20 protein-coding genes and 1 riboswitch are annotated in these 24,432 nt (G+C 62.3%); of the genes, 13 read left to right on the top strand and 7 right to left on the bottom strand.

The window, feature by feature from the left end; genetic code table 11:
- Window positions 1–7: 7 nt before the first annotated feature.
- Window positions 8–1,441, bottom strand: a complete 1,434-nt coding sequence (locus DXT77_RS24170; RefSeq protein ID WP_114881190.1) for a TolC family outer membrane protein — start codon at window positions 1,439–1,441, stop codon at window positions 8–10.
- 206 nt (window positions 1,442–1,647) lie between these two features.
- A riboswitch (TPP riboswitch) is annotated at window positions 1,648–1,753 on the top strand.
- Between the two features lie 146 nt (window positions 1,754–1,899).
- Between DXT77_RS24170 and thiC the strand changes: the two genes are divergently transcribed.
- Both thiC and cytX read left to right on the top strand, forming a co-directional pair.
- A complete protein-coding gene (gene thiC, locus DXT77_RS24165; protein ID WP_085711132.1) occupies window positions 1,900–3,789 on the top strand; it encodes a phosphomethylpyrimidine synthase ThiC in 1,890 nt (629 codons plus the stop codon).
- Window positions 3,790–3,938: 149 nt separating this feature from the next.
- Complete coding sequence (cytX, locus tag DXT77_RS24155) at window positions 3,939–5,231, top strand: putative hydroxymethylpyrimidine transporter CytX (protein WP_119429468.1); 1,293 nt, start codon at window positions 3,939–3,941, stop codon at window positions 5,229–5,231.
- Here cytX and DXT77_RS24150 read toward each other — a convergent pair.
- Complete coding sequence (locus DXT77_RS24150; RefSeq protein WP_085711134.1) at window positions 5,200–5,946, bottom strand: RsiV family protein; 747 nt, start codon at window positions 5,944–5,946, stop codon at window positions 5,200–5,202. The genes cytX and DXT77_RS24150 overlap by 32 nt on opposite strands.
- A gap of 229 nt (window positions 5,947–6,175) precedes the next feature.
- Here DXT77_RS24150 and DXT77_RS24145 point away from each other — a divergent pair, with 229 nt between their 5' ends.
- The 9 genes from DXT77_RS24145 (at window position 6,176) to DXT77_RS24105 (ending at window position 15,556) form a co-directional block, all read left to right on the top strand.
- Window positions 6,176–6,793, top strand: a complete 618-nt coding sequence (locus DXT77_RS24145; RefSeq protein ID WP_119429467.1) for an NUDIX domain-containing protein — start codon at window positions 6,176–6,178, stop codon at window positions 6,791–6,793.
- Complete coding sequence (locus DXT77_RS24140; RefSeq protein ID WP_085711136.1) at window positions 6,784–7,236, top strand: DUF1249 domain-containing protein; 453 nt, start codon at window positions 6,784–6,786, stop codon at window positions 7,234–7,236. The genes DXT77_RS24145 and DXT77_RS24140 overlap by 10 nt, the downstream gene beginning before the upstream one ends.
- A gap of 116 nt (window positions 7,237–7,352) precedes the next feature.
- Entirely contained in the window at window positions 7,353–8,168 is an 816-nt protein-coding gene (gene cpdA, locus DXT77_RS24135) for a 3',5'-cyclic-AMP phosphodiesterase (RefSeq protein ID WP_119429466.1), read from the top strand.
- A 96-nt stretch (window positions 8,169–8,264) separates the two neighbouring features.
- Window positions 8,265–8,873, top strand: coding sequence for a YqiA/YcfP family alpha/beta fold hydrolase (locus DXT77_RS24130; protein ID WP_085711138.1), 609 nt, complete (start codon window positions 8,265–8,267; stop codon window positions 8,871–8,873).
- 51 nt (window positions 8,874–8,924) lie between these two features.
- The gene (gene parE / locus DXT77_RS24125; RefSeq protein WP_119429465.1) at window positions 8,925–10,832 is read left to right on the top strand and encodes a DNA topoisomerase IV subunit B; all 1,908 of its coding nucleotides are present in this window, start codon (window positions 8,925–8,927) and stop codon (window positions 10,830–10,832) included.
- Window positions 10,832–11,821: an esterase-like activity of phytase family protein gene (locus tag DXT77_RS24120; RefSeq protein ID WP_119429464.1), complete on the top strand. Its 990-nt coding sequence runs from the start codon at window positions 10,832–10,834 to the stop codon at window positions 11,819–11,821. Before parE ends, DXT77_RS24120 begins: the two co-directional genes overlap by 1 nt.
- Window positions 11,818–12,342 carry a TIGR02281 family clan AA aspartic protease gene (locus DXT77_RS24115; RefSeq protein ID WP_119429463.1) on the top strand — a complete coding sequence of 175 codons (525 nt, stop codon included), beginning with the start codon at window positions 11,818–11,820 and terminating at the stop codon, window positions 12,340–12,342. Before DXT77_RS24120 ends, DXT77_RS24115 begins: the two co-directional genes overlap by 4 nt.
- A 7-nt stretch (window positions 12,343–12,349) precedes the next feature.
- Complete coding sequence (gene parC, locus DXT77_RS24110) at window positions 12,350–14,614, top strand: DNA topoisomerase IV subunit A (protein WP_119429462.1); 2,265 nt, start codon at window positions 12,350–12,352, stop codon at window positions 14,612–14,614.
- Window positions 14,615–14,845: 231 nt separating this feature from the next.
- A complete protein-coding gene (locus DXT77_RS24105) occupies window positions 14,846–15,556 on the top strand; it encodes a membrane integrity-associated transporter subunit PqiC (protein ID WP_119429461.1) in 711 nt (236 codons plus the stop codon).
- 226 nt (window positions 15,557–15,782) lie between these two features.
- Here DXT77_RS24105 and DXT77_RS24100 read toward each other — a convergent pair whose 3' ends face one another.
- Window positions 15,783–17,294 carry an AhpA/YtjB family protein gene (locus DXT77_RS24100; protein WP_119429460.1) on the bottom strand — a complete coding sequence of 504 codons (1,512 nt, stop codon included), beginning with the start codon at window positions 17,292–17,294 and terminating at the stop codon, window positions 15,783–15,785.
- A gap of 134 nt (window positions 17,295–17,428) precedes the next feature.
- Between DXT77_RS24100 and serB the strand changes: the two genes are divergently transcribed.
- Window positions 17,429–18,643, top strand: a complete 1,215-nt coding sequence (gene serB / locus DXT77_RS24095) for a phosphoserine phosphatase SerB (RefSeq protein ID WP_119429459.1) — start codon at window positions 17,429–17,431, stop codon at window positions 18,641–18,643.
- A gap of 40 nt (window positions 18,644–18,683) precedes the next feature.
- On the opposite strand, the gene DXT77_RS24090 is transcribed toward serB, so the two are convergent.
- Window positions 18,684–20,438 (bottom strand): molecular chaperone, encoded by a 1,755-nt coding sequence (locus DXT77_RS24090; RefSeq protein ID WP_119429458.1) that lies wholly within the window; start codon window positions 20,436–20,438, stop codon window positions 18,684–18,686.
- A 222-nt stretch (window positions 20,439–20,660) separates the two neighbouring features.
- On the opposite strand from DXT77_RS24090, the gene DXT77_RS24085 reads away from it, so the two are divergent.
- On the top strand, window positions 20,661–21,062 hold the full coding sequence (locus DXT77_RS24085) for a lectin OAA (RefSeq protein WP_065258757.1): 402 nt from the start codon (window positions 20,661–20,663) through the stop codon (window positions 21,060–21,062).
- A gap of 60 nt (window positions 21,063–21,122) precedes the next feature.
- Here the strand turns inward: DXT77_RS24085 and asd are convergent, their stop codons facing one another.
- The 3 genes from asd to DXT77_RS24070 are packed head-to-tail and all read right to left on the bottom strand — an operon-like array spanning window position 21,123 to window position 24,395.
- Window positions 21,123–21,983, bottom strand: coding sequence for an archaetidylserine decarboxylase (gene asd / locus DXT77_RS24080; RefSeq protein ID WP_065258758.1), 861 nt, complete (start codon window positions 21,981–21,983; stop codon window positions 21,123–21,125).
- An 18-nt stretch (window positions 21,984–22,001) separates the two neighbouring features.
- Window positions 22,002–22,817 carry a rhodanese-like domain-containing protein gene (locus tag DXT77_RS24075; protein WP_119429457.1) on the bottom strand — a complete coding sequence of 272 codons (816 nt, stop codon included), beginning with the start codon at window positions 22,815–22,817 and terminating at the stop codon, window positions 22,002–22,004.
- Window positions 22,818–22,856: 39 nt separating this feature from the next.
- Window positions 22,857–24,395 (bottom strand): HDOD domain-containing protein, encoded by a 1,539-nt coding sequence (locus DXT77_RS24070; RefSeq protein ID WP_119429456.1) that lies wholly within the window; start codon window positions 24,393–24,395, stop codon window positions 22,857–22,859.
- Window positions 24,396–24,432: the final 37 nt, after the last annotated feature.

The following is a 24,432-nucleotide window of genomic DNA, read 5'->3' as shown; positions in this document are numbered from 1 at the left end:
TTTTTGTTTAAGGCCGGGCCTTGAGCTGCTCTTCGGCGGCCTTGGCCAGATCCGGCGGCAGGAAATCCTTGTCCGGGTTGTAGTCGGCTTTCAGATAACGGGTCAGGTCCTGCAGGTCACCCGGGTTCAACGTCCCCGCAGCCTGTTTCAGGCGCAGATTGTCGAGAATGTAGTCGTAACGGGTGTTGTTGTAGTTGCGCACCGAGGTGTAAAGCTGACGCTGGGCGTCGAGCACGTCGACGATGTTGCGCGTACCCACCTGATAACCGATTTCTGTGGCTTCCACCGCGCTCTGGTTGGAGATGATCGACTGGCGGCGCGCCTGCACCTGTTCAACGTCGGTGTTCACTGCGCGGTGCAGGTTGCGGGTGTTTTCCACGATCTGCCGGCGCAGGCTTTCGCGCTGTTGCTCGCTCTGATCCAGTTGCGCGTAAGACTGGCGCACCTGGGAGCTGGTCAGCCCGCCGCTGTAGATCGGGATGTTCAGTTGCAGACCCACGGTGCTCTGCTCGACGTTGCCGTGATACGGCGTGCCGAACGCGCTCGGGTTGGAGAAGCCGAGGGCGTCGTTGTCGCCTTTTTCGTATTTGGCCACGGCGTCGAGGGTCGGCAGGTGACCGGCCTTGCGTTGCTTCAACGTCTGTTCGGCGGAGCTCACCGCATAGTTGCTGGCCAGCAGATTGAGGTTCTGTTTGGCGGCGGTGTCGACCCAGGCCTTGGCGTCGTTCGGCGCCGGCGGCAGGATCGGCAGGGTGTGGACAATGCCCTGGATCGAGTTGTACTGACGGTTGGTCAGGGTGATCAGCGCTTCGAACGCATCATCCACCTGACGCTGGGCAACGATCCGGTTGGCCCGGGCGGTGTCGTAACTGGCTTGGGATTGCAGTACGTCGGTCTTGTCCGACAGGCCCACGTCGAAGCGCTCGTTGGACTGGTCGAGCTGGCGCTTGAACGCGGCTTCTTCAGCCTTGGTCGAGGCCAGGTTGTCCTGGCTGCGCAGCACGTTGAAATAGCTTTCGGCCGATTGCAGGATCAGGTTCTGCTCGGTGGCCGACAGTTGCAGCGCGGCCTGCTCGTTGACGTCCTTGGCGGCCTGGTACTGGAACCAGCGATCGGCGCGGAACAGCGGCTGTGCGAGGGTCGCCTGATAGGAATGCGCGCTGCGGTTGGCGATGGCCGATGGCTGGTCAATGGAGGTGCGCACGCTGGCGGTTTCGGCGCCGCCGGAAAGGTTCGGCAGCAGCCCGGCGCGGGCCTGGGGCACCACTTCTTTCTGAGCGCCATACTGGGCGCGGGCGGCGGCCAGATCGGCGTTGTTGTCGACCGCTTCCTGATAGACGCTGACCAGATCGGTCCTGGTCGACAAGGGCGCTTCTGCTGCCCAGACCATTGCGTTGGACGCACAAGACACGGCAACAGCCAGTGAGAGTTTGCGCAGCATGAGGCGATCCCTAGCATGAATATTATGGAAATAATCCGGGCGCCAAAGGTAAGGCGCGGGCCGCATAGCGTCAAGGCGCAGCAGGGCAAGGCGAGTGTAGTAGCGCATTGAAGCGCTCACAATCCTGTCGGCCGCCGCAATTGCGCCATTCATCATGGTGTTTGCTGCGGTGTTGGCGTTCTTTGCCGGTTGTGTCTAGACTGGCCGGGTTCTTGTCGGGGTGCCTTGCTATGAGGCTGAGATCGAATAATTTCGGATCCCGTTGAACCTGATCAGGTTAGCGCCTGCGTAGGGAACAAGATTTCTCGTCACCCGGCGAGTCCTCTTGTGCTTCGTCCGGGAAATTGTTCGACAATCGAACGCTCGACGACGATGCACAGCACCAGTCCTGGTGCGTCCGTGCCTTTCAGGTTCTGCTCCGACAATCCACTGCCTGGATGCTGTCTGGAGAGCCCGTGATGACTACAAAATCTAAAAACGCGATCAACCTGAGTGACTCGGCCAAGGTCGACGAGCAGTCGGTTCAACCGTTCACCCGTTCGCAAAAAGTCTACGTTCAGGGCTCCCGCCCGGACATCCGCGTGCCGATGCGCGAAATCACCCTCGATGTGACCCCGACCGACTTCGGCGGCGAAATCAACGCGCCGGTCACCGTCTACGACACCTCCGGCCCGTACACCGATCCGAACGTGGTGATCGATGTGCGCAAAGGTCTGGGCGATGTGCGTTCGGCGTGGATCGACGACCGTGGCGACACCGAGCGCCTGCCAGGCCTGAGCTCGAACTTCGGTCAGGAACGCCTGGCCGATCCGGAGCTGACCAAGCTGCGTTTTGCCCACGTCAATAACCCGCGCCGAGCCAAGGCCGGGGCCAACGTCAGCCAGATGCACTACGCCCGCAAAGGCATCATCACCGCCGAGATGGAATACGTCGCCATCCGCGAAAACATGAAGCTGCAAGAAGCCCGCGCCGCCGGTCTGTTGAACCAGCAACACGCCGGCCACAGTTTTGGCGCGAGCATCCCGAAAGAAATCACCCCTGAGTTCGTGCGCGAAGAAATCGCCCGTGGCCGCGCGATCATTCCGGCCAACATCAACCACGTCGAACTGGAACCGATGATCATCGGCCGTAACTTCCTGGTGAAGATCAACGGCAACATTGGCAACAGTGCGCTGGGTTCGTCCATCGAAGAAGAAGTGGCGAAACTGACCTGGGGCATTCGCTGGGGGTCGGACACGGTCATGGACTTGTCCACCGGCAAGCACATCCACGAAACCCGCGAGTGGATCATCCGCAACTCGCCGGTTCCGATCGGCACCGTACCGATTTATCAGGCACTGGAAAAAGTTAACGGCGTGGCCGAAGACCTGACCTGGGAGCTGTTCCGCGACACACTGATCGAGCAGGCGGAGCAGGGCGTCGACTACTTCACCATCCACGCCGGCGTGTTGCTGCGCTATGTGCCGCTGACCGCCAAGCGCGTGACCGGCATCGTTTCCCGTGGCGGTTCGATCATGGCCAAGTGGTGCCTGGCGCACCACAAAGAGAACTTCCTCTACACCCACTTCGACGAAATCTGCGAAATCATGAAGGCCTATGACGTCAGCTTCTCGCTGGGCGACGGCCTGCGTCCGGGCTCGATTGCCGACGCCAACGACGAAGCGCAATTCGGCGAACTGGAAACCCTCGGCGAGCTGACCAAGATCGCCTGGAAACACGACGTGCAATGCATGATCGAAGGCCCGGGCCACGTGCCGATGCAGTTGATCAAAGAGAACATGGACAAGCAGCTGGAGTGCTGCGACGAGGCGCCGTTCTACACCCTCGGCCCGCTGACCACCGACATCGCACCGGGTTATGACCACATCACCTCCGGTATCGGTGCGGCGATGATCGGCTGGTTCGGTTGCGCGATGCTTTGCTACGTGACGCCGAAAGAGCACCTGGGCCTGCCGAACAAGGATGACGTGAAGACCGGGATCATCACCTACAAGATCGCCGCCCACGCAGCGGACCTGGCCAAGGGACATCCGGGCGCGCAGATCCGCGACAACGCCTTGAGCAAGGCGCGTTTCGAATTCCGTTGGGAAGACCAGTTCAACCTCGGTCTGGACCCGGACACCGCCCGTTCGTATCACGATGAAACCCTGCCGAAGGACTCGGCGAAGGTCGCGCATTTCTGTTCGATGTGCGGGCCGAAATTCTGCTCGATGAAGATCACCCAGGAAGTCCGCGAATACGCGGCCAACCAGCGGATCGACGCGGTCGACGTGGACGTCGCCCAAGGCCTGGCGGAACAGGCCGAGCGGTTCAAGAAGGAAGGCAGTCAGCTGTACAAGAAGGTTTGATCTGACCTGAAAGGGTGGGGCCTGTGCAGGCCCTATCGCCAGCAGGCTGGCTCCCACATCGGATTTGTGAACACCACAAGTCCCCTGTGGGAGCCAGCCTGCTGGCGATTGATCGACACAACAACAAATGTCCCTCTGAGATAACACCCTTGAGCATTCAACCCGGTACCTATTCCCCCGACCTCGCCGTGCCCGTCGACAAGCGTGTGTTCGGCGGTCGCGATCTGTTTTCCCTGTGGTTTTCCCTCGGCATCGGTCTGATGGTCTTGCAGACCGGTGCGCTGCTGGCGCCGGGGCTGGGCCTGTCGGGATCGCTGCTGGCGATCTTCCTCGGCACCCTGGTCGGTGTCCTGCTGCTGGCCGCCGTCGGCGTGATCGGCAGCGACACCGGCCTGTCGTCGATGGCCGCGCTGAAACTCAGCCTTGGCAGCAAAGGCGCGAGCCTGCCGGCGCTGCTCAACCTGCTGCAACTGATCGGTTGGGGTTCGTTCGAAATTATCGTCATGCGTGATGCGGCCAGCCTGCTGGGTACCCGTGCGTTCAGCGAAGGTTCGTTGTGGGCCAGCCCGATGCTGTGGACGTTGTGTTTCGGTGCACTGGCGACGTTGCTCGCCGTCAGCGGGCCGCTGACGTTCGTGCGCAAGATCCTGCGCAAATGGGGCATCTGGCTGATTCTGGCCGCGTGCATCTGGCTGACCTGGAACCTGTTCGCCAAGGCCGATCTGGGCGCCTTGTGGGCACAGGCCGGGGATGGTTCGATGCCGTTCGCCGTGGGCTTCGACATTGCCATCGCGATGCCGCTGTCGTGGCTGCCGCTGATTGCCGACTACTCGCGTTTCGGCAAGCGGGCGAAGAACGTATTCGGTGGCACGGCCATCGGTTTTTTCATCGGCAACTTCTGGCTGATGAGCCTGGGCGTCACCTACACCCTGGCCTTTGCGCCGAGCGGTGAAGTCAACGCGCTGCTGCTGGCACTGGCCGGTGCAGGTCTGGGGATTCCGCTGCTACTGATTTTGCTGGACGAGTCGGAAAACGCCTTTGCCGACATTCACTCGGCGGCGGTGTCCAGCGGGATTCTGCTACGTCTGAAAGTCGAGCATCTGGCCTTGGCCATCGGTGTGATCTGCACCCTGATCGCGCTGCTCGCGCCCTTGGCGCAGTATCAGAATTTCCTGCTGCTGATCGGCTCGGTGTTCGCGCCGCTGTTCGGCGTGGTGCTGGTGGATCATTTCATTCTGCGCAAGCGCAGTGGTCAGGTGGCCTCGGCCGCGTTGCGCTGGCCGGCGCTGTTGGCCTGGCTGGGTGGCATCAGCACCTATCACCTGCTGGCCAACCTGTATCCGGATGTCGGCGCAACCCTGCCGGCGCTGGTCCTGGCAGGGCTGCTGCAACTCGTGCTGGGCCGGGCCTTCAGTTACGGCCGGGAAACAGCTCGGGCTTGATGATGCCGTTCAGGCGCGGGTAAGGGATCTTCAGTTCGACGTGGCCCAGCGCGTAAGGCGCGATGGTGCTCACGTCGTACTTGAGGATCACTCCGCCGTAGGTCAGGGCCACGTGCGGGGTTTTGACGAACGGCCAGTTCTTCACGAACTCCGGTTCCTGATCGAGCTTGGTGCTGATCAGCCAGCTGTTATGCGCCACTTGAGCAGCCTTCCAGAAGGCCTCTTCCTGACCCGGCACCAGCATGTCCGACAGGCTCAGCACCTTGTGCTGCTGGCGCGAATAGTTGATGAAACCGCGGCCCGGGGTGCCATGGGCGCCGCCGGTGTCCAGGTAGCTCGACACTTCGACAATCACCAGACCGTCATGCTGCTCGCGTACTTTCGCCTGCAAATAGCTGCTGTTGCGCGGGCCGGCCGTGCGCAGGAACTGCTCGCGATAGGCCGCCAGGGTCGGCGCTACCGGTGCGTTCGGCTCGGTGCGGGTGAATTGCAGCAGGCGTTTTTCGATGATGCCGTCCAGCGCAGGCTCGGCCGGGAAGTGCAGGGTATCGATGTTCACCAGCGGGCAGTCCGGGTTGGAGCAACCGGGTTTCAGGGTTTCCGAGGCGTCGCGGGTGGTTTCCAGCGGCGTGCGGTAGTTGGGCTGGAACAGGCTGGCGCAGGCGCCCAGGGTCAGGGCGATGGCCGCCACGGAGGCGATTTTGAAAAGCGACATGGGCGTCCTTTCTGAAACAGGGGAAGGCAAAAAGTTACCGCTTCGACTCTCTGTGAAGCGGTCAGTTCGCCACTAAGCTAATTAGAGTGGGTTTCGCCTCCACCGTCCATCCCGCTGACGGTAAAGGGGCTGCATCAAACATCGCGGGCGCGTTAGGATGGCGCGAAGTCGAGGTTGCCCGTCACAAAAAAGCAGCCTCGTATTGGAATTGCAGTAAACGAGGATGCCCATGACCGATCTTGCCAAAGCCACTCCCGCCGCCATCGATATCGTGCGGCGCGAACAATGCTACAAGGGCTTCTACAAGCTCGACCGTGTGCATTTGCGCCACGAACTGTTCGCCGGCGGCATGAGCCGCGAGATCAATCGTGAAGTGTTCGTGCGACACGACGCCGTGTGCCTGCTGCCCTACGATCCGCAACGCGATGAAGTGGTGCTGATCGAACAGTTTCGCGTCGGCGCCATGGGCAAGGCCGCCAACCCGTGGCTGGTGGAACTGGTCGCCGGTCTGATCGACAAGGAAGAAGTGCCGGAAGAAGTTGCTCGCCGCGAAGCGCAGGAGGAAGCTGGACTCGACATCAAGGCGTTGTGGCCGATGATGCAATATTTCCCGTCGCCGGGGGGCAGCAACGAGTTCGTGCATCTGTTTCTGGGGCGTTGCAGCACCGAAGGCGTTGGCGGCCTGCATGGGCTGGAGGAAGAAGCAGAAGATATCCGCGTCACGGTCTGGGCATTCGAGGATGCGCTGCAGGCTGTACGCGACGGCCGGATTGCCAATGCGGCGAGCATCATCGCCTTGCAGTGGCTGGCGCTCAATCGCGCCGAAGTGAGGGGGTTATGGTCGTAAACAAACTGCGCGATCGCTATCGTGTCGACCTCGTGGGCCTGCAAGCCGCCTGCGAGGCCAACTACGCGCGCCTGATGCGACTGTTGCCGGACATGCGCCGCGAACCTGAAGCGCGGCGCATCGCCGTGACCCAGGGCGACCAGATGCTCGGCGTGCTGGCCATCGAAGTGTTGCAGACCTGCCCGTACACCACGACCCTGCAAGTGCGTCAGGAACACAGCCTGCCGTGGCTGCCGGTGCCGCAACTGGAAGTGCAGGTCTATCACGACGCGCGCATGGCCGAAGTCATCAGTGCCGAACATGCGCGACGCTTTCGCGGCGTCTATCCTTACCCCAATGCGGCCATGCATCAGCCGGACGAAAAGGCCCAGCTCAATCTGTTCCTCGGAGAGTGGCTGAGTCATTGCCTGGCCTGCGGTCACGAGTACGCCGCCGTTCGATAGTTTCTATTACAGCGGCAAGTTGTGAACTGTGTCCGGTTCGGCGGTTTCTTCCCGGGGCCTTCCCCCAGCATAATTGCGAACCTTTCCGACCCGGCGTCCAGCCCTGGGAGAACGCCTTGCCGAGCGTATCGACTCTGACCACTGCCGATGCGGCGTTGCTGGTGCAACTGTCCGACAGCCATCTGTTCGCCGAGGCGGACGGCGCGCTGCTGGGCATGAAAACTCGTGAGAGTCTGCAAAAGGTCATCGAGCTGGTGCTCGAACAACAGCCGCAAATCGACCTGATGATTGCCACGGGCGACCTCTCCCAAGACGGCACGCTGGAGTCCTACCAGCAGTTTCGTCAGCTGACCGCGCAGATCGATGCACCCGCCCGCTGGATCCCCGGCAACCACGACGAACCGCAGATCATGCAAATGGCCGCGGTGCAAAGTGCGCTGCTGGAACCGGTGGTGGATGTCGGCAACTGGCGTGTGACCCTGCTCGATTCGGCGGTGCCGGGCTCGGTGCCGGGATACTTGCAGGATGACCAATTGCAACTGCTGGCCCGTGCCCTGAGCGAAGCGCCGGATCGGCATCATCTGGTGTGCTTCCATCATCACCCGGTATCGATCGATTGTGCCTGGATGGAGCCGATCGGCTTGCGCAATCCCGAAGCCTTTTTCGAAGTGCTCGACCGTTTCCCGCAGGCCCGGGCCGTGTTGTGGGGACATGTGCATCAAGAGATCGACCGCGAGCGCAATGGCGTGCGACTGATCGCCTCGCCCTCGACCTGCATTCAGTTCGAGCCGCGCAGTGTCGACTTCAAGGTCGGCGAGCAGGCGCCGGGCTATCGCTGGTTGCGCTTGCTGCCGGACGGGCGGATCGAGACGGGCGTGGAGCGTGTCACCGATTTCCGGTTCACGGTGGATTACGGCTCCAACGGTTACTGATTCAGGAGTGCAGCGCTGATTTCCTCGGGTGCTGGCCCAACGACCCTCGACTCCCTGTAAACTCCGCTTTCTTTAGCCGACACCCAGGGAGCTCAAATGTCCGGTTCGATCCTCTATATCCACGGTTTCAACAGCGCGCCGGCCTCGAAGAAGGCCTGTCAGCTGGTCGAGGTAATGGAGCGGCTGGGTCTGAGCGATCAACTGCGTGTCCCGGCGTTGCATCACCACCCGCGCGAGGCCATCGGTCAGCTGGAGCAGGCAATTGCCGAGCTGGGCCGGCCGTTGCTGGTGGGAAGCTCGCTCGGCGGCTACTATGCGACTCATCTGGCCGAACGCCATGGCCTCAAAGCCCTGCTGGTCAACCCGGCCGTCAGTCCGCACCGGATGTTCGACGGATACCTGGGGACGCAAAAAAACCTGTACACCGACGAAACCTGGGAATTGACCCACGACCACGTGACGGCCCTGGCCGAACTGGAAGTGCCGGCGCCGCAGGATTCGCAGCGGTATCAGGTGTGGTTGCAGACCGGGGACGAAACCCTGGACTATCGCCACGCCCAGCAGTATTACCGGGCCTGTGCCTTGCGCATTCAGGCCGGCGGCGACCACAGTTTCCAGGGGTTTGCCGGGCAGTTGCCGGCGTTGCTGAGTTTTGCCGGCATTGGCGCCGATTTGTTTCAGGCAATCGATTTCACCGCTCTGTGAGCGGTTGCCCCCTTAATTTTCTTATTCACCGAACACTGACGACGAGACCTTATGGCCACTCCCAGCGCTAGCTCCTATAACGCCGACGCCATCGAAGTCCTCTCGGGCCTCGACCCGGTGCGCAAACGCCCCGGCATGTACACCGACACCAGTCGGCCGAACCACCTTGCCCAGGAAGTCATCGACAACAGCGTCGACGAAGCCCTGGCCGGCCACGCCAAATCGATCCAGGTCATCCTCCATGCCGACCACTCGCTGGAAGTCTGCGACGACGGCCGTGGCATGCCGGTCGACATCCACCCGGAAGAGGGCGTGTCGGGCGTTGAGCTGATCCTCACCAAGCTCCATGCGGGCGGCAAGTTTTCCAACAAGAACTACCAGTTCTCCGGCGGTCTGCACGGGGTGGGTATTTCCGTGGTCAACGCCTTGTCGACCCAGGTGCGGGTGCGGGTCAAGCGTGACGGCAACGAGTACGAGATGACCTTCGCCGACGGCTTCAAGGCTACCGATCTGCAAGTGATCGGCACCGTCGGCAAGCGCAACACCGGGACCAGCGTGTTCTTTGCGCCGGATCCGAAATACTTCGATTCGCCAAAATTCTCCATCAGCCGCCTCAAGCACGTGCTCAAGGCCAAGGCCGTTTTGTGCCCGGGGCTGCTGATCAGCTTCGAAGACAAAGGCACCGGCGAAAAGGTCGAGTGGCATTACGAAGATGGCCTGCGCTCCTATCTGGTAGACGCGGTCAGCGAATTCGAGCGTCTGCCGGACGCGCCGTTCTGCGGCAACCTGGCCGGGACCAAGGAAGCGGTCGAGTGGGCGCTGCTGTGGCTGCCTGAGGGCGGCACTTCGGTCACCGAAAGCTACGTCAACCTGATCCCGACGGAGCAGGGCGGCACCCACGTCAACGGTCTGCGTCAGGGCCTGCTCGACGCAATGCGCGAGTTCTGCGAATTCCGCAGCCTGCTGCCGCGCGGCGTGAAGCTGGCGCCGGAAGACGTCTGGGAGCGCATCGCCTTTGTGCTGTCCATGAAGATGCAGGAGCCGCAATTCTCCGGCCAGACCAAGGAGCGTCTGTCGTCCCGTGAAGCGGCGGCGTTTGTCTCCGGTGTGGTCAAGGATGCGTTCAGTCTGTGGCTCAACGCCAACCCGGAAACCGGTCTGGCGCTGGCGGAGCTGGCGATCAGCAACGCAGGCCGTCGCCTGAAAGCGAGCAAGAAAGTCGAGCGCAAGCGCATCACCCAGGGCCCGGCGTTGCCGGGCAAACTGGCGGACTGCGCCGGGCAGGACCCGATGCGTTCCGAGCTGTTCCTGGTGGAAGGTGACTCCGCCGGCGGCTCGGCCAAGCAAGCGCGGGATAAAGAGTTCCAGGCGATCCTGCCGTTGCGCGGCAAGATCCTCAACACCTGGGAAGTCGACGGCAGCGAAGTGCTGGCCAGTCAGGAAGTGCACAACATCGCGGTAGCCATCGGTGTCGATCCAGGCGCCGAGGACATGAGCCAGCTGCGCTACGGCAAGATCTGCATCCTCGCCGACGCCGACTCCGACGGTCTGCACATTGCCACTTTGCTCTGCGCCCTGTTCGTCCAGCATTTCCGTCCGCTGGTGGATGCCGGTCACGTCTACGTGGCGATGCCGCCGCTGTACCGCATCGACCTGGGCAAGGAGATCTACTACGCCCTCGACGAAGCCGAGCGCGACGGGATCCTCGACCGTCTGGTGGCCGAGAAGAAACGTGGCAAACCGCAGGTCACCCGATTCAAGGGCCTGGGTGAAATGAACCCGCCACAGCTGCGTGAAACCACCATGGACCCGAACACCCGGCGTCTGGTGCAGTTGACCCTCGGCGAAGACTTCGCCCAGACCTCGGAAATAATGGACATGCTGCTGGCGAAGAAACGCGCCGGCGACCGCAAGTCCTGGCTCGAATCCAAGGGCAACCTGGCCGAGGTCCTGGCCTGATGCGCTTTTGCTGGGCCCTGGCGGGTGCGTTGCTGCTGGGCTCGATGACGGTGTCGGCCGAGCCCGTGCAGGAACTGCGCGTGCTCTCCGAGCATCCGGTCGAAGGCATGCGCGGCGGCAACCTCTCGGGGCTGGCAATGTGCGGCAACGAACTGTGGACGGTCTCGGACCGGGACGATGATCAGATCTATCGTCTCGATACCCGCGATCCGGTCTGGCAGGCCACGGCCGTGCGCATCGACCCGCCGCCAGTGCCCGACAGCGGCTTGCCGTGGGGCATCAAATCGCGGACCTGGGCTGCGTCGTTCGTCCGTGGCGGCGATCTGGATTTTGAAGGGATCACCTGCGACAGTGCCGGCAATCGCTACATTGTCAGCGAAGGCCACGCCGCCGTATTGCAAGTGCCGCCGCAGGGGCCGTCAGCGTGGCTGAAGATTTCGCCGATGATGGTTCGCGAAGCCCGGGCCAGCGGCATGCTGCTGCAATTCAACGCGATCTTCGAAGGCCTGGCGATCAACCCGGCGGGCGATCAGATGTGGCTGGCCGCCGAACGGCAAAACCGTGGTCTGTTGATGATCAAGCGTCAGCAGACGGTGTGGGACTGTGACGGTCGCTGCGTGCTGCTCAGTGAGGGCGGCATGGAAATGCAGCCGCCGCAGTTCCCCAAGGCCAGACCGGTCAACCGGGACTTTTCCGACCTGTCACTGTTCAACGGCAAGCTGTTCACCCTTGAGCGCAATGCCTACCAGATCTGCCGTCGCGATCCGCAGACGGCCAAGGTCGAACGCTGCTGGTCGTATGCCGATGAACTGTTGCAGGGCAACCGTCGCTACGCCCAGAACTTCGGGCTCGAAGAGGCGTTGGTGATTGATGCAGAGGGTGCCTGGATCGGCGTCGACAACAACTTCGGCCCTCGCGCCGATGGCGAAGTCCGCCCGATCGTCTGGCGCTTCGCCGCACCTGAAGGTGGCTGGAGTGCCAAGCCTTGAGCCAGCAGCCACCGGGCAAACGCGCCGGTCGGGTACTGATGATTCTGGCCTGGAGCGCGGCGCTGTTTCTGGCCACGCGGTTTTTCGGCCAGTGGGAAGACCGCCAGCGCAATCCCAATGTGGTGGTCAGCTCGGAGCAGGTGGGCGGCGTGATCGAAGTGAAACTGGCGGGTAACGCCCAGGGACATTTCGTCGCCAGCGGACTGATCAACGGCCGGCCGGTGGAGTTCATGCTCGACACCGGCGCGACCGACGTGGCAATCCCGGCCGAGGTCGCGAAAGACCTGCGGCTGGAAGAAGGTTTCGGTGTGACCCTGAGCACGGCCAACGGCCTGAGCCAGGGCTATCGCACCCGTATCGACCGCCTGCAACTGGGCGACATCGTGCTGCGGGACGTCCGCGCACTGGTGGCGCCCGGTCTGCATGGCGATCAGGTGCTGCTCGGCATGAGCGCCCTGAACAAACTTGAATTTACCCAGCGCGGTGGCACCATGCTGCTGCGCCAGACAACGAACCGATGAGGCCCGCATGAGCGACTCCCTTGATCTCAGCCTGGACGGTGTAGAACGCCGGTCGCTGGCTGACTTCACCGAAAATGCCTACCTCAACTACTCCATGTACGTGATCATGGACCGTGCCCTGCCGCATATCGGCGACGGTCTGAAACCGGTACAGCGGCGTATCGTCTACGCCATGAGCGAGCTGGGGCTGGATGCCGACTCCAAACACAAGAAGTCGGCGCGTACCGTCGGCGACGTGCTCGGCAAGTTCCACCCCCACGGCGACTCGGCGTGCTACGAAGCGATGGTGCTGATGGCCCAGCCGTTCAGCTATCGCTACACGCTGGTGGACGGCCAGGGTAACTGGGGTGCGCCGGACGATCCGAAATCCTTCGCCGCCATGCGTTACACCGAAGCGCGCCTGTCGCGTTATTCCGAAGTGCTGCTCAGCGAACTCGGCCAAGGCACCGCAGACTGGGGCCCGAACTTCGACGGCACCCTGCAGGAACCGCTGGTGTTGCCGGCACGTTTGCCGAACATCCTGCTCAACGGCACCACCGGTATTGCCGTGGGTATGGCCACCGACGTGCCGCCGCACAACCTGCGGGAAGTCGCCACCGCCTGCGTGCGCCTGCTCGATGAGCCAAAAGCCACGGTCGAGCAGCTCTGCGAACACATTCAGGGCCCGGATTACCCGACCGAAGCGGAAATCATCACCCCGCGCGCCGACCTGCTGAAAATGTACGAAACCGGCAAGGGTTCGGTGCGCATGCGCGCCGTGTACCACGTCGAGGACGGCGACATCATCGTCACCGCGCTGCCGCATCAGGTTTCCGGGGCCAAGGTGCTGGAACAGATCGCCGCGCTGATGCAGGCCAAGCCGTCGAAAGCGCCGCAGATCGCCGACCTGCGTGACGAATCCGACCACGAAAACCCGTGCCGCATCGTGATCATCCCGGTCAACAGCCGCGTCGATCACGAAGCGCTGATGCAGCACCTGTTCGCCAGCACCGAGCTGGAGTCGACCTACCGGGTCAACGTCAACATCATCGGTCTGGACGGCAAGCCGCAGCTGAAAAACCTGCGGGCGCTGCTGGTGGAGTGGCTGGAATTCCGCGTGCTGACCGTGCGTCGTCGTTTGCAATTCCGCCTCGACAAGGTCGAGCGTCGTCTGCACCTGTTGGACGGTTTGCTGATCGCTTACCTCAACCTGGATGAAGTGATCCACATCATCCGCACCGAGGATCAGCCGAAAGCCAGACTGATCGAGCGCTTCGCCCTCAGCGAAATCCAGGCCGACTACATTCTCGACACCCGTCTGCGTCAGTTGGCGCGACTGGAAGAGATGAAGTTGCGCGACGAACAGGACGAACTGCTCAAGGAACAAGCCAAGCTGCAAGCGCTGCTGAGCAGTGAAGCCAAGCTGAAGAAGCTGGTTCGCAGCGAGCTGTTGAAAGACGCCGAAACCTACGGCGATGACCGTCGGTCGCCAATCGTCGAGCGCGCCGAAGCCAAGGCTCTGACCGAACACGATCTGCTGCCGAACGAGAAAGTGACTGTAGTGCTGTCGGAAAAAGGCTGGATTCGTTCGGCCAAAGGCCACGAGATCGACGCCACCGGCTTGTCGTACAAGGCCGGCGATGGCTTCAAGACTTCGGCGGCCGGGCGTTCCAACCAGTCAGCCGTGGTCATCGACTCCACGGGCCGCAGTTACTCGGTGGCCGCCCACACCTTGCCTTCTGCGCGAGGCCAGGGCGAGCCGCTGACCGGCCGTCTGACGCCGCCGCCCGGCGCCACGTTCGAATGCGTGCTGATGCCGGAGGACGATGCGCTGTACGTGATCGCCTCTGACGCCGGTTACGGTTTCGTGGTGAAAGGCGAAGACCTGCAAGCCAAGAACAAGGCCGGCAAGGCCCTGTTGAGCCTGCCGAACAACGCGAAGGTGATCGCGCCGCGTCCGGTGGCTGACCGTGAGAATGATTTGCTTGCCGCCGTGACAAGCGAAGGGCGTATGCTGGTGTTCAGCATCAGCGATTTGCCGCAGTTGGCGAAGGGCAAGGGCAACAAGATCATCGGTGTTCCGGGTGATCGTGTTGCCAGCCGTGAAGAGTTTGTCACGGACATTGCTGTGATTCCCGCCGGTGCAACGTTGGTCCTGCAAGCGGGCAAGCGTCCGTACAAACTGAAAGCCGACGACCTTGAACACTACAAGGGTGAGCGTGGTCGTCGTGGCAATAAACTGCCACGGGGCTTCCAACGAGTGGATGCGCTGCTCGTCGAAAACCTCAATTAAGCGGCCAGGGGGCATTCGCACTGATTTCTCCGGTGGAGAAAATGAGTGAGAACGCCTCTCTAGAGCGTCCGATCTTCGATTTAACCCGTAGATCGGCGCTTTGGCGCTGGAGTCGGAACGCATATTCACGGATGATATGGCCTTTCCAAGCGCCGGCGTGGCCGAGCGTTCTTCATATTTATTGAGTATTTTCACTGTGGTCAGCCTTGTGGCGGCCACCTGGACGGGATGATGACTTCTCTGCGCCCCCTTATTTTCCTGCTCGCCGGCGTTCTTGGCCTGGCGGGTTGCAGCGTGCACCAGCCGGTGTCGCTGTATCAGCTGGACAGCGGAAGTCCGGCTCAGCCTGCGCAAAGCGCGGGCATGGCGGTTTTGCTGGGCCCTGTGACCGTTGCCGATTACCTGCAACGTGAAACCCTGTTGCAGCGTCAGCCGGACGGCAGCCTGCAGGCTGCGGTCGATGGCCGCTGGGCCGGCAGCCTTTCGTCGGATATCGATCAATTGCTGCTGCGTCAGGTTGCCGGTCATCTGGACAGTCAACGTGTAGTGCTGGCACCGGCCACCACCGGGTTCACCCCGGACGTGCAGGTGCTGTTGACCATCACGCGTCTGGACTCCGGTGCCAAGCAACCGGCGATTCTCGACGCGCAGTGGCGTCTGATCGACCGTCGTGGCCAAGTGCGTGACAACCGCATCATTCATCTGCAAGAACTGCACAGTGGCGGCACGGCTTCGCAGGTTCAGGCCCAGGGTATCCTGTTGCAGCGCCTGGCCGAGCAATTGTCGGTCGCGCTCAAGCCGCTGGCCAACCAGCCACCGGTTGCCGAAGCGCCGCGTAAACCGGCACCAAAACCGGCCGCGCCGGCGGCGGAAGCCGAGAAACAGCCGAAGATCCCGATGGCTTCGCCGATTCGTACGGATATGGAAGTGTTCCGCTTCTAAGGCGGGAACGAGTCAAGACAGAGCCCGCCTTGTGCGGGCTTTGTTGTGTCTGGGGGCTGGGAATCTTCTGTACGGCATCCGGCCCCTTCGCGAGCAGGCTCGCTCCCACAGTGTGTGCGTGCCGCTGATCAAGTGTGGGAGCGGGCTTGCTCGCGAAGGGGCCAGTGAGGGCAACAAAAAAGCCCGCAGACAATCGCTCATCTGCGGGCTCCTTCACATCAAGGCCTCAGGCCCGACGCTCATGCATCCGCGCCAGTTGCCGCTCGAGCATCGACGGATAAGGCTCCATCAACCGCTCAACACAGCACGCGCCCTCAGGGCTGGCAATCGGCCGGATCCGCGCACGCTGGCGAATCAGCGCGTCGTCACCGATCTTGCGCTCCACCAGCAGCAGGTTGCGGCTGTGTTGCGACAGGGCCAGGGCGTCCTGGGCGGAATCGGTCAGCAGCAGGTCGATCTGGCTCAGGCCGAACAGCTCGTCACCGAGAGTCAGACCCAGCTGCAATTGCAGGGTGATGCCGCTGTCGGCGACTTCGATCTGCAACTGGTGGCCCAGCGCCCGCAGCAGTTCGCCGCAGCAGATGGCGTTGGTCAGGTAATCGTCGCCGCTGTCTTCGGTGTGGAACAGCATCAGCGTGCTGCCATCGTTCAGGGTTTCGATTTCACCCTGATACAGCGAAGCGGCCTGTTCCAGGCAGTCGCGATAGCGCTCCTGCAACTCTTCCAGGCGTGCCCGTGGCAAACGGCGCAATTGCTCTTGCGAGCCCAGTTGCACGGCAAGCACCGCGGTGTGTTGCGGCACACTCGGGGTTGGCTGGCGAGCGGCAGGTTGCGCAGGTTGGTTCAGCGACTCGTCACGCAGATCGGCAAACGGGTCTTCGTCATCGTCGTCTTCAACGGTGCTGACCACATGGCGGGGCGCAGGCTTCTGCGCGGCCATCGGGCGGGTTTCATCAAAGCTCGGATCACGCAGGTTGCGCACTTCGAATTCCGGCTCGACATCGTCGTCCTCGAATTCGGGTTCCGGTTCAGGCTTGGGGGCTGGCTCCGGGGCAAAGTTGGCGTGCAGTTGACGGGCAAGATCACCGATCTCGTCCTGACGCTCGGTCCCCGGTGTGTATTCGTCGATCCGGCGCAGCCAGACCCGCAGTTGCAGCAGCGGCGTGGAGATGTGCCGGCCAAGACGCAAGCTCAGGGCCAGAGACAGGGCCAGCAGGATCGCACTCAGAATGCCCATGCTCTGCAGGCTGATGGTCATCGGCTGCTGGAACTGGTCCATGTCCAGGCTGATGCGCAGTTGCCCGGCGGTCACGTCCTGGAAGGTGATCTTGCTCTCGTACATGCCTTCGGCTTCGCCCAGCAGGCTGTGCTTGGGGCGCTGACCGGACTCGGCGAGGATGCGGTTGTCCACGCTGTAGATGGCGGCGTGGGCCACCAGCTTGTTCTTGGTCAGGTTGTTGAGCAGCACGTTGAGGCTGAGGATGTCGTTGGACACCAGCAGTTCGGTCGCGGAAGTGGCGGTCTGCGTGGTCAGGCTTTCGCCCAGCGCATCGGCCTGCTCGTGCATGGCCTGCTTGAACTGCAAGCCCATCACGCAGGCATAGATCACCAGGGCCAGGGCGACCAGGATCACGTTATGGCTGGCAATGCGCAATGCAATCGGTACACGGCGGTGACGCAGTGCACGGAAGATCAGCAGGAAGAAGTTATCGGTTTTAACTGGCGTGGGCCGGTTCACTGAGCTCGGCTCTTTTGTCCGTGAAGTTGACGCGCAGTATAGCGACAGGCCCTAGACCGGCAAAGCGCTGGCGGTGCCCGATGGTCACTGAAAGTGGGTAGAATGCGGTTTTTTTCCAGTTGCGGGGGTGCGCGTTGCGCGAAATCGTCCTGATTAACATCACGGGAGTCGACCGTCCGGGTCTGACGGCGGCCATTACCGGTGTTCTGGCCCAGGGTGGTGTGAATATCCTCGACATCGGTCAGGCGGTGATTCACGACATGCTGTCGTTCGGCATCCTCGTGGAAATCCCCGACTCCGAGCAAGGCCAGTCGGTGCTCAAGGACATCCTGTTCAAGGGTTACGAGCTCGACCAGCAGGTGCGTTTCACCCCGGTGTCCGAAGAGGATTACCAGCAATGGGTGGGCAATCAGGGCAAAAAGCGCCACATCGTCACCCTGCTGACCCGCAAGGTCACCGCCGGCCAGTTGCAGGCCGTGAGCTCGATCACCGCCAAATATGGCCTGAACATCGACCACATCGACCGTCTGTCGGGTCGCATGCCGCTGGACACGCCGGCCGACAAGGGCAAGGGCTGCATCGAGTTCTCCGTGCGTGGCGAAGCGGCTGATCCACAGGCCCTGCGCGCCGAGTTCCTCAGCGTTGCCCAGGAGCTGAACGTCGACATCGCCTTCCAGGAAGACTCGCTATTCCGTCGCAACCGTCGCCTGGCGGTGTTCGACATGGATTCGACTCTCATCGAAGCCGAAGTCATCGACGAGCTGGCCAAGGCCGCCGGTGTGGGTGACCAGGTGTCGGAAATCACCGAGCGGGCGATGGCCGGCGAGCTGGATTTCCGCGCGAGCTTCAAGGAACGTCTGGCGCTGCTCAAGGGCCTGGATGTCAGCGTGCTGGATTCGATCGGCGCTTCCCTGCGCCTGACCGAAGGCGCCGAAACCCTGTTCGCCGAACTCAAGCGTCTGGGCTACAAGACCGCGATCCTGTCCGGCGGCTTCACTTACTTCGCCAAGCAACTGCAAGCCAAACTCGGCATTGACTACGTATTCGCCAACGAACTGGAAGTGGTCGACGGCAAATGCACTGGCGTGGCAATCGAGCCGATCGTCGATGCCCAGCGCAAGGCCGATCTGCTGAAGCAACTGGCTGAAAAAGAAGGTTTGCGCCTGGAACAGACCATTGCCGTGGGCGACGGCGCCAACGACCTGCCGATGCTGGCGATTGCCGGTCTGGGTGTGGCGTTCCGTGCCAAGCCGCTGGTCAAACAGTCGGCGAAGCAGGCGATCTCGACTCTCGGTCTGGATGGCGTACTGTATCTGTTGGGCTTCCGGGATCGCGACGGACAGCTCTGAACCCTTGCACAGGATCGCAGCCTTGGGCTGCGATCCTTGTTCAAAGGGACTTCCACAACGAATCGAAATCCTCCTCGCTCCCGCCATTCTGCGCGGCTTCCAGCGAGCGGTAGGCAAACTGATTGAAACTGTGTGTGCTTGCCACCCGCCGATCCAGCCCGGCGCGGTGTTCTTCGCCCTGGGTGTTGATCAGCACTTTGTTGCCTTCCTGAAACGGCAGTCGCGGTGCCAATAGCGTTGCGGGCAAGTCGATGGCGCTGATTTCCGGCAACAGCAAACCTCGCAGGTAATGGCTGTGATCGTCCCGGGTGCGCACCAGTTGCAGGCCGCAGGGCTGGGCGTGTGGCGCCACCAGTTCGATGCCCATTTGTGTCCCGGCACCGCGCACCTGACGGATCCAGCGCACCACGGCAATGCTCCAGCCCTGGTTCGTGGTGTCCTGGATGCCGACCATTTCCCCGGTCTGCAATTCGGCAGGCACTTCTTTTGGCCACGCCAGGCAGTAACCGCCGGGACTGTGGTTGATGACCGGCAAGGCATACGTCGGGTAGTGCGGTGGGCTGTCGGCGTCGCCTTCGTCGTCCGCCAGCGGCTCGTAGCGGATTTCTTCGTAGGGCAGGAATTCGTCGGCCTTGCTCTGTGGAGCAGCGTCGAAGGCCTGGCTCCAGCTGTCCTTTTCCCCTTGCACCACCGCGCGGCTGAAGTTTGCCGCGCGTGAACCGGGATGCTTGAGCAATTCGCTGAATGTGCGCTCACCGCCCAGATAGAAGTGCAGGGCGCTCATGCCGACGCACACGGTCAGGTTGCCCTGGCCTACGGTGCGCTGGAAGCTGCGCTCGGCGGCCTCGCCCCAGGTGGCGTGCAGATGTTGCAGGGTGTCGAGGGTCAGGCCGGCCGGCACCGGCAGCGGCGTCGAGGTGTCCTGATGCAGCAGGTGAGCCTCGATGGCATTCACCAGCGGTTGCGGATTAAAGCCGAGCAGGCCGGGCTGTTGTTCGCTGCGAAATTTGCTGCGATAGCGCGGACCGGCGTCGATCTCCGCAGAAATCGCGAACAATCCCTCGCCCGAGGCGCCGGGATGCAGTTTCAGCCAGGCGCTCCAGGGTTCAAGCACCTGCGCGAGTTGGGCGATCGGGTTCTGTCGCATCTGATTGCAGCGGGCGCTGCCCAGCAGCAGGGCGGCGATATAGGTCTGTTCGACACTCAGTTCACCGGCGAGGCTGGCCAGATCGTCACGGACCCGACGGTGTTGCAACTGCAAGTCGCAGGCACAGCGAAACAACTGGTGCAGCTCAAACCACAGCTGTTCCGGCGCCGGGCTGTACAACTGCGTGGCGCGCACCAGTTGTCCTTTCAGTGCATGAACGGCGCGTTGCAGCGCTTCGCTCAGCAGGGCGGCCCGGTCTTTTGAGTATTTGGGGGCGATCCGCAGAACGATCTGCTTGTAACCGATGGCCAGATGACTTTGCAGGGCCTGACAGAGGTTGCTGATCTTGCGTGAGCGTTCGTCGAGCATGATCGCCTGATGCAGAAAGTGTCGCTCAAGGTGCTGGCAGACGAAGTACACCTCGGGTCGCAGCAGTTCCAGCAGGTGCAGGCGGTTGTCGCTGGGCGTCAGCAATTGATTGAGTTCACCGAGGCCCTGATAGAGCTGACGTGCGGTTTCGCCGATGTTGGCCTTGGGCAGGCCGGCGATCCAGCGCTTGAGGTCGCGTGGAGTCGCTTCGCAGAAAGACAGGCGCAACTGCGTTGGCGTCGGTGCGCTCAGTTGCGGTTGGAATCGAGGCTCACTCATGCCGTGACCAGCTCCGGCGGCGAATAGGGCAATGCCAGAAACTCTAGCAGTTGTGGTCCGTTTCGCAGGCGCTTGTCGGGCTTTTTTACCGTTGGTCTGCTGGCCTGATGCCATTTCGGCAGGCGCTACTAGGCTCTCTGGCGTGCGATCGGAAACGCACGGTTGCACGGCTTGCCGCCAACTTCGGGCAGGTCTCTGAAAAACTTCAAGGAGATGAGGTTCATGTCTAAATACGCAGTGGCAAACCAATGGGGCGGTAGTTCGGCACCTTGGCATCCGGGTGGAACCTGGGTTCTGGGCGCGCGGGACAACCAGAAAGTCGTCGCCATCGACATCAAGTCCGGCGACGGCGGCAAAACCTTCACCGGCACCATGACCTACGCCGGCGAAGGCCCTATTGGCTTCAAGGCTCAGCGCACTGGCCAGAACCAGTACAACGTCGAGAACCAGTGGGGCGGCAATGATGCTCCATGGCATCCAGGTGGCAAATGGGTGATCGGCGGTCGGGATAACCAGAACGTTATCGCGTTGAATGTCACCTCGAGTGACGGCGGGAAAAACCTCAGCGGCACCAATACCTACGCCAACGAAGGGCCGATCGGCTTCCGTGGGCAGATAGAGTAACGGCGCCGTTCAGGTCGTGTCCGCCCCTTCGCAGACGTGCGCAGGGGCGGATCAGCAGGTTCAGGCGTTCGACAGTGCCAGGGCCTGACCCATCTGTACCGGCGAGCCGGCTTTCAGTTCTTCAACCCATTTCACCTGATCCGGCCCGAACAGCACGATCGCGGTCGAACCCAGCTTGAAGCGACCCAGTTCCGCACCTTTTTCCAGGTGGATCGGCGCACGGGCGGCTTCGTCGTAGCGGAAGGTTTTCAGCTCACGCTTCGGCGGCGTGACCAGACCGGCCCACACGGTTTCGATCGAAGCCACGATCATCGCGCCCACCAGCACCACGGCCATCGGCCCGCGCTCGGTGTCGAAGATGCACGCTACACGCTCGTTGCGGGCGAACAGCTCAGGGACGTTTTCAGCGGTGGTCTGGTTGACCGAGAAGATCCGGCCCGGGATGTAGACCATCTCGCGCAGGGTGCCGGCCAGCGGCATGTGCACGCGGTGGTAGTCCTTCGGCGACAGGTAAACGGTGGCGAATTCACCACCCATGAACGGCGCGGCGTTGGCTGCGTCGCCACCCAGCAGTTCCAGCACGCTGAAGCTGTGGCCCTTGGCCTGGAAGATACGACCGTGCTCGATCGGGCCGAGCTGGCTGATCGCACCGTCGGCCGGGCTGAGGATCGCGCCCGGCGTTTGGTCCAGCGGACGGGCACCGTCTTTCAGCGCACGGGTGAAGAAGGCGTTGAAGTGCTCGTAAGCGGTGACGTCTTCAACCAGCGCCTGGGACATGTCCACCTGATAACGCTTGGCGAACCAGGTGGTAAAGGCATTCTTGAACCAGCGCACGCGGCACTCGGCGATGCAGCCGGCCAGGCGCGACAGCAAGTGGTGAGGCAGCAGGTACTGGCTGATGATAAACAAACGCTCTTTCATGACTGTCCTTAAAAATCCTTAAAGCTCGACGGGGGTGTCGGGGTGGTTGCCCCATTCGCCCCAGGAACCGGCGTAGCCCTTGACCCGCGGATAACCGAGGGCCTTGGCCACCAGATAAGTGAAACCGGACCGGTGATGGGTCTGGCAGTGAGTGATGATTTCTTTGTTCTTGGTGATCCCGAGGTTTTCGAGGATCTGCGGCATGTCGGTACGGATGCGCAGCTGACGCGTCTGATCCATGCCGGCCGTCCATTCGAAATTGACTGCGCCGGGGATGTGCCCACCCTTGGCCGCCAAGACTTTCTCGCCGGAATATTCCAGTGGACCGCGAGCATCCCAGATCGCCAGATCGGCGGCACCGAGTCGGCTTTGCAGGTATTCGCGGGTGGCGGTCGGTTCGTCGTGCAGGGTCAGGGCCACCGGGCCGCCGACCGCTGGTGGAACCCGGATCGACATCGGCGAACCTTCCGCCAGCCACGCCGGCAGGCCGCCGTCGAGGTAGTGGTACTTATCGTGACCGATCACGTCGAGCAGCCAGATGAAGCGCCCGGCCCAGCCGCCGCCTTCGTCGTCATAGACCACGTAGACCGCGTCCTTGTTGTGGCCCAGTTCACCGAACAGTTCCTCGAGTTTTTCTTTTGTCGGCAACAGGCCCGGAGCCGGTGCCTGGCCCAGCTGGGTGCGCTTCGGATCGACGAAGTGTGCGCCGGGAATATGACCCTCGGCATAGCGGGCGGCGCTGGTCAGATCCACCAGAATCAGGTTGCGGGCATCGAGGCGCGGGAGCAGGTCGCTCGGCTCGATCACCAGCGCCAGGCCAGAGAAGTCAGACATGTGAGGTCTCCAGAGCACAAAGGGGAAGGATTGTAGCTGTCATTGGCCGCGCTGGCTAAAGCTGTGCAGGGCTTTCTCGATGCACTGCGCGGTTTTGCCGAAGGCTTGCACGGTGATGTCGGCGAACGGTCCGCCACCCTGGTCGGTGACCACGATCATGATCACCCGGCCGTTATGGACCAGCGAGCGCAGAAACAGATGTTCGCCACGGAACAGCGTACGCAGGGACGGCGGCAGCAGGGCGGAAAACTGGGCGTTGTTGTCCGGGGTGATCCGCACCTGTGCCTGCTGCGCGAGCAAGCGCTGCAACACGGTGCTTTGGCTGACGATGAAGTTCAGCGCGGCGGCTTCTTTCGGCAAGCCGGAAATCTGATGCACACGCAGACTGGACTGGGTGCGGTCGGCCATCAGGATCATCACCCGGCGCATGCCGCTGGCCACCAGCGCGTCGCGGGCGGCGATGGTCAAGTGCATGGCGTTGGTGAAACGGCTCGGCTCGGCCAGCAGCTCGGCGCATTGTCGGCGCCATTTGGCCAGATCTTCGGCGTTGGGTGCGGCGGCCGGCAGCATGCCGGCGGGCAGGCGCCGGGTGCCCCAAGGCCACAGCAGTGAAACCGCCGGGTGCCACAGATCCGGCATCGAATGCCGGCGCGCACTGTTGGCGGCCTGCTGGTGCAGCTGTTGTTGCACTTCGTCCATCGGGATTTGCAGATAGAGGCTGGTCAGGTATTGCCAGCGCTCGCTGTGCGGACTGTCCCAGGCCTGTTGCGCCGACAGCGCCAGACCATTGGCCAGCAGCACGGTATTGGCCGGCTGATTGAGCCAGTTGCGCAGGGTCGGGTCGTCATCCAGGCGATTCTGTTGGCGCAACGGATGATCGACATCGCGAGCGATGCGCAGGACCTTGACCAGTTCGCGCTGCTCGGTGAGCAGCAATCGATATCCCTGCTGCACCCAGATCGGCAGGCGCCAGGCTTCGACCAGTGCCGCACCGATCTTCAGCAGGCGCACGCCGAACAATTGTTTTTCCACGTCGCGGGCCGATTCGCCCTTGTGGATGACCCGAACTTCCCATTCCTCGAGCAGTTTGGGAAAGGTCAGCGCCAACGGCCACAGCGGCGACAGAAACAACAGACTGCCCCAGTGAATGTCCTGCCACAGCCGCGCCAGGCGACTGGCAAAAAAACCGTTGGCCTGCTGCGTGGCGTGCTGACTGATCATCTGTATCTGGCGCAAGGCCTGGGGAATTTGCGCCTGCGGTTCGGCGGGCAGGCGTGCCAGCAGTTCTTCGGTGCGGGCCAGACCCAGGCGATTGATCGCCACCTCAAGGTTTTCCGCCGGTGCGGTCAGGCTGCCCTGTGTATGGCGGTTGGCTTCGCGGATGATGCTCAGGGCCAGCGCCGGGCTGTCCTGCATCAGATCGGCAATGTCGCGCAACGAGCTGCGATTGTCGCGGATCGCCCGGCAGACCTTGTCATGGGCCTCTTGCGGCACCGGCAGGCGCACGCCGTCGAGCAGCTTCACCCAGCCATCGAGTGTGGTCGGTCTTGCGTGTGGGACGTTCGTTTCATTAGCCATGTCTGGACGGGATCTTGATCTGCTGTAGACGCGCCCG

The sequence above is a fragment of the Pseudomonas sp. 91RF genome (assembly GCF_003576265.1).
Lineage (GTDB): Bacteria > Pseudomonadota > Gammaproteobacteria > Pseudomonadales > Pseudomonadaceae > Aquipseudomonas > Aquipseudomonas kribbensis.
Note: the sequence above shows the minus strand (reverse complement) of the source record. Positions and strands in the feature narration are given on the sequence as shown.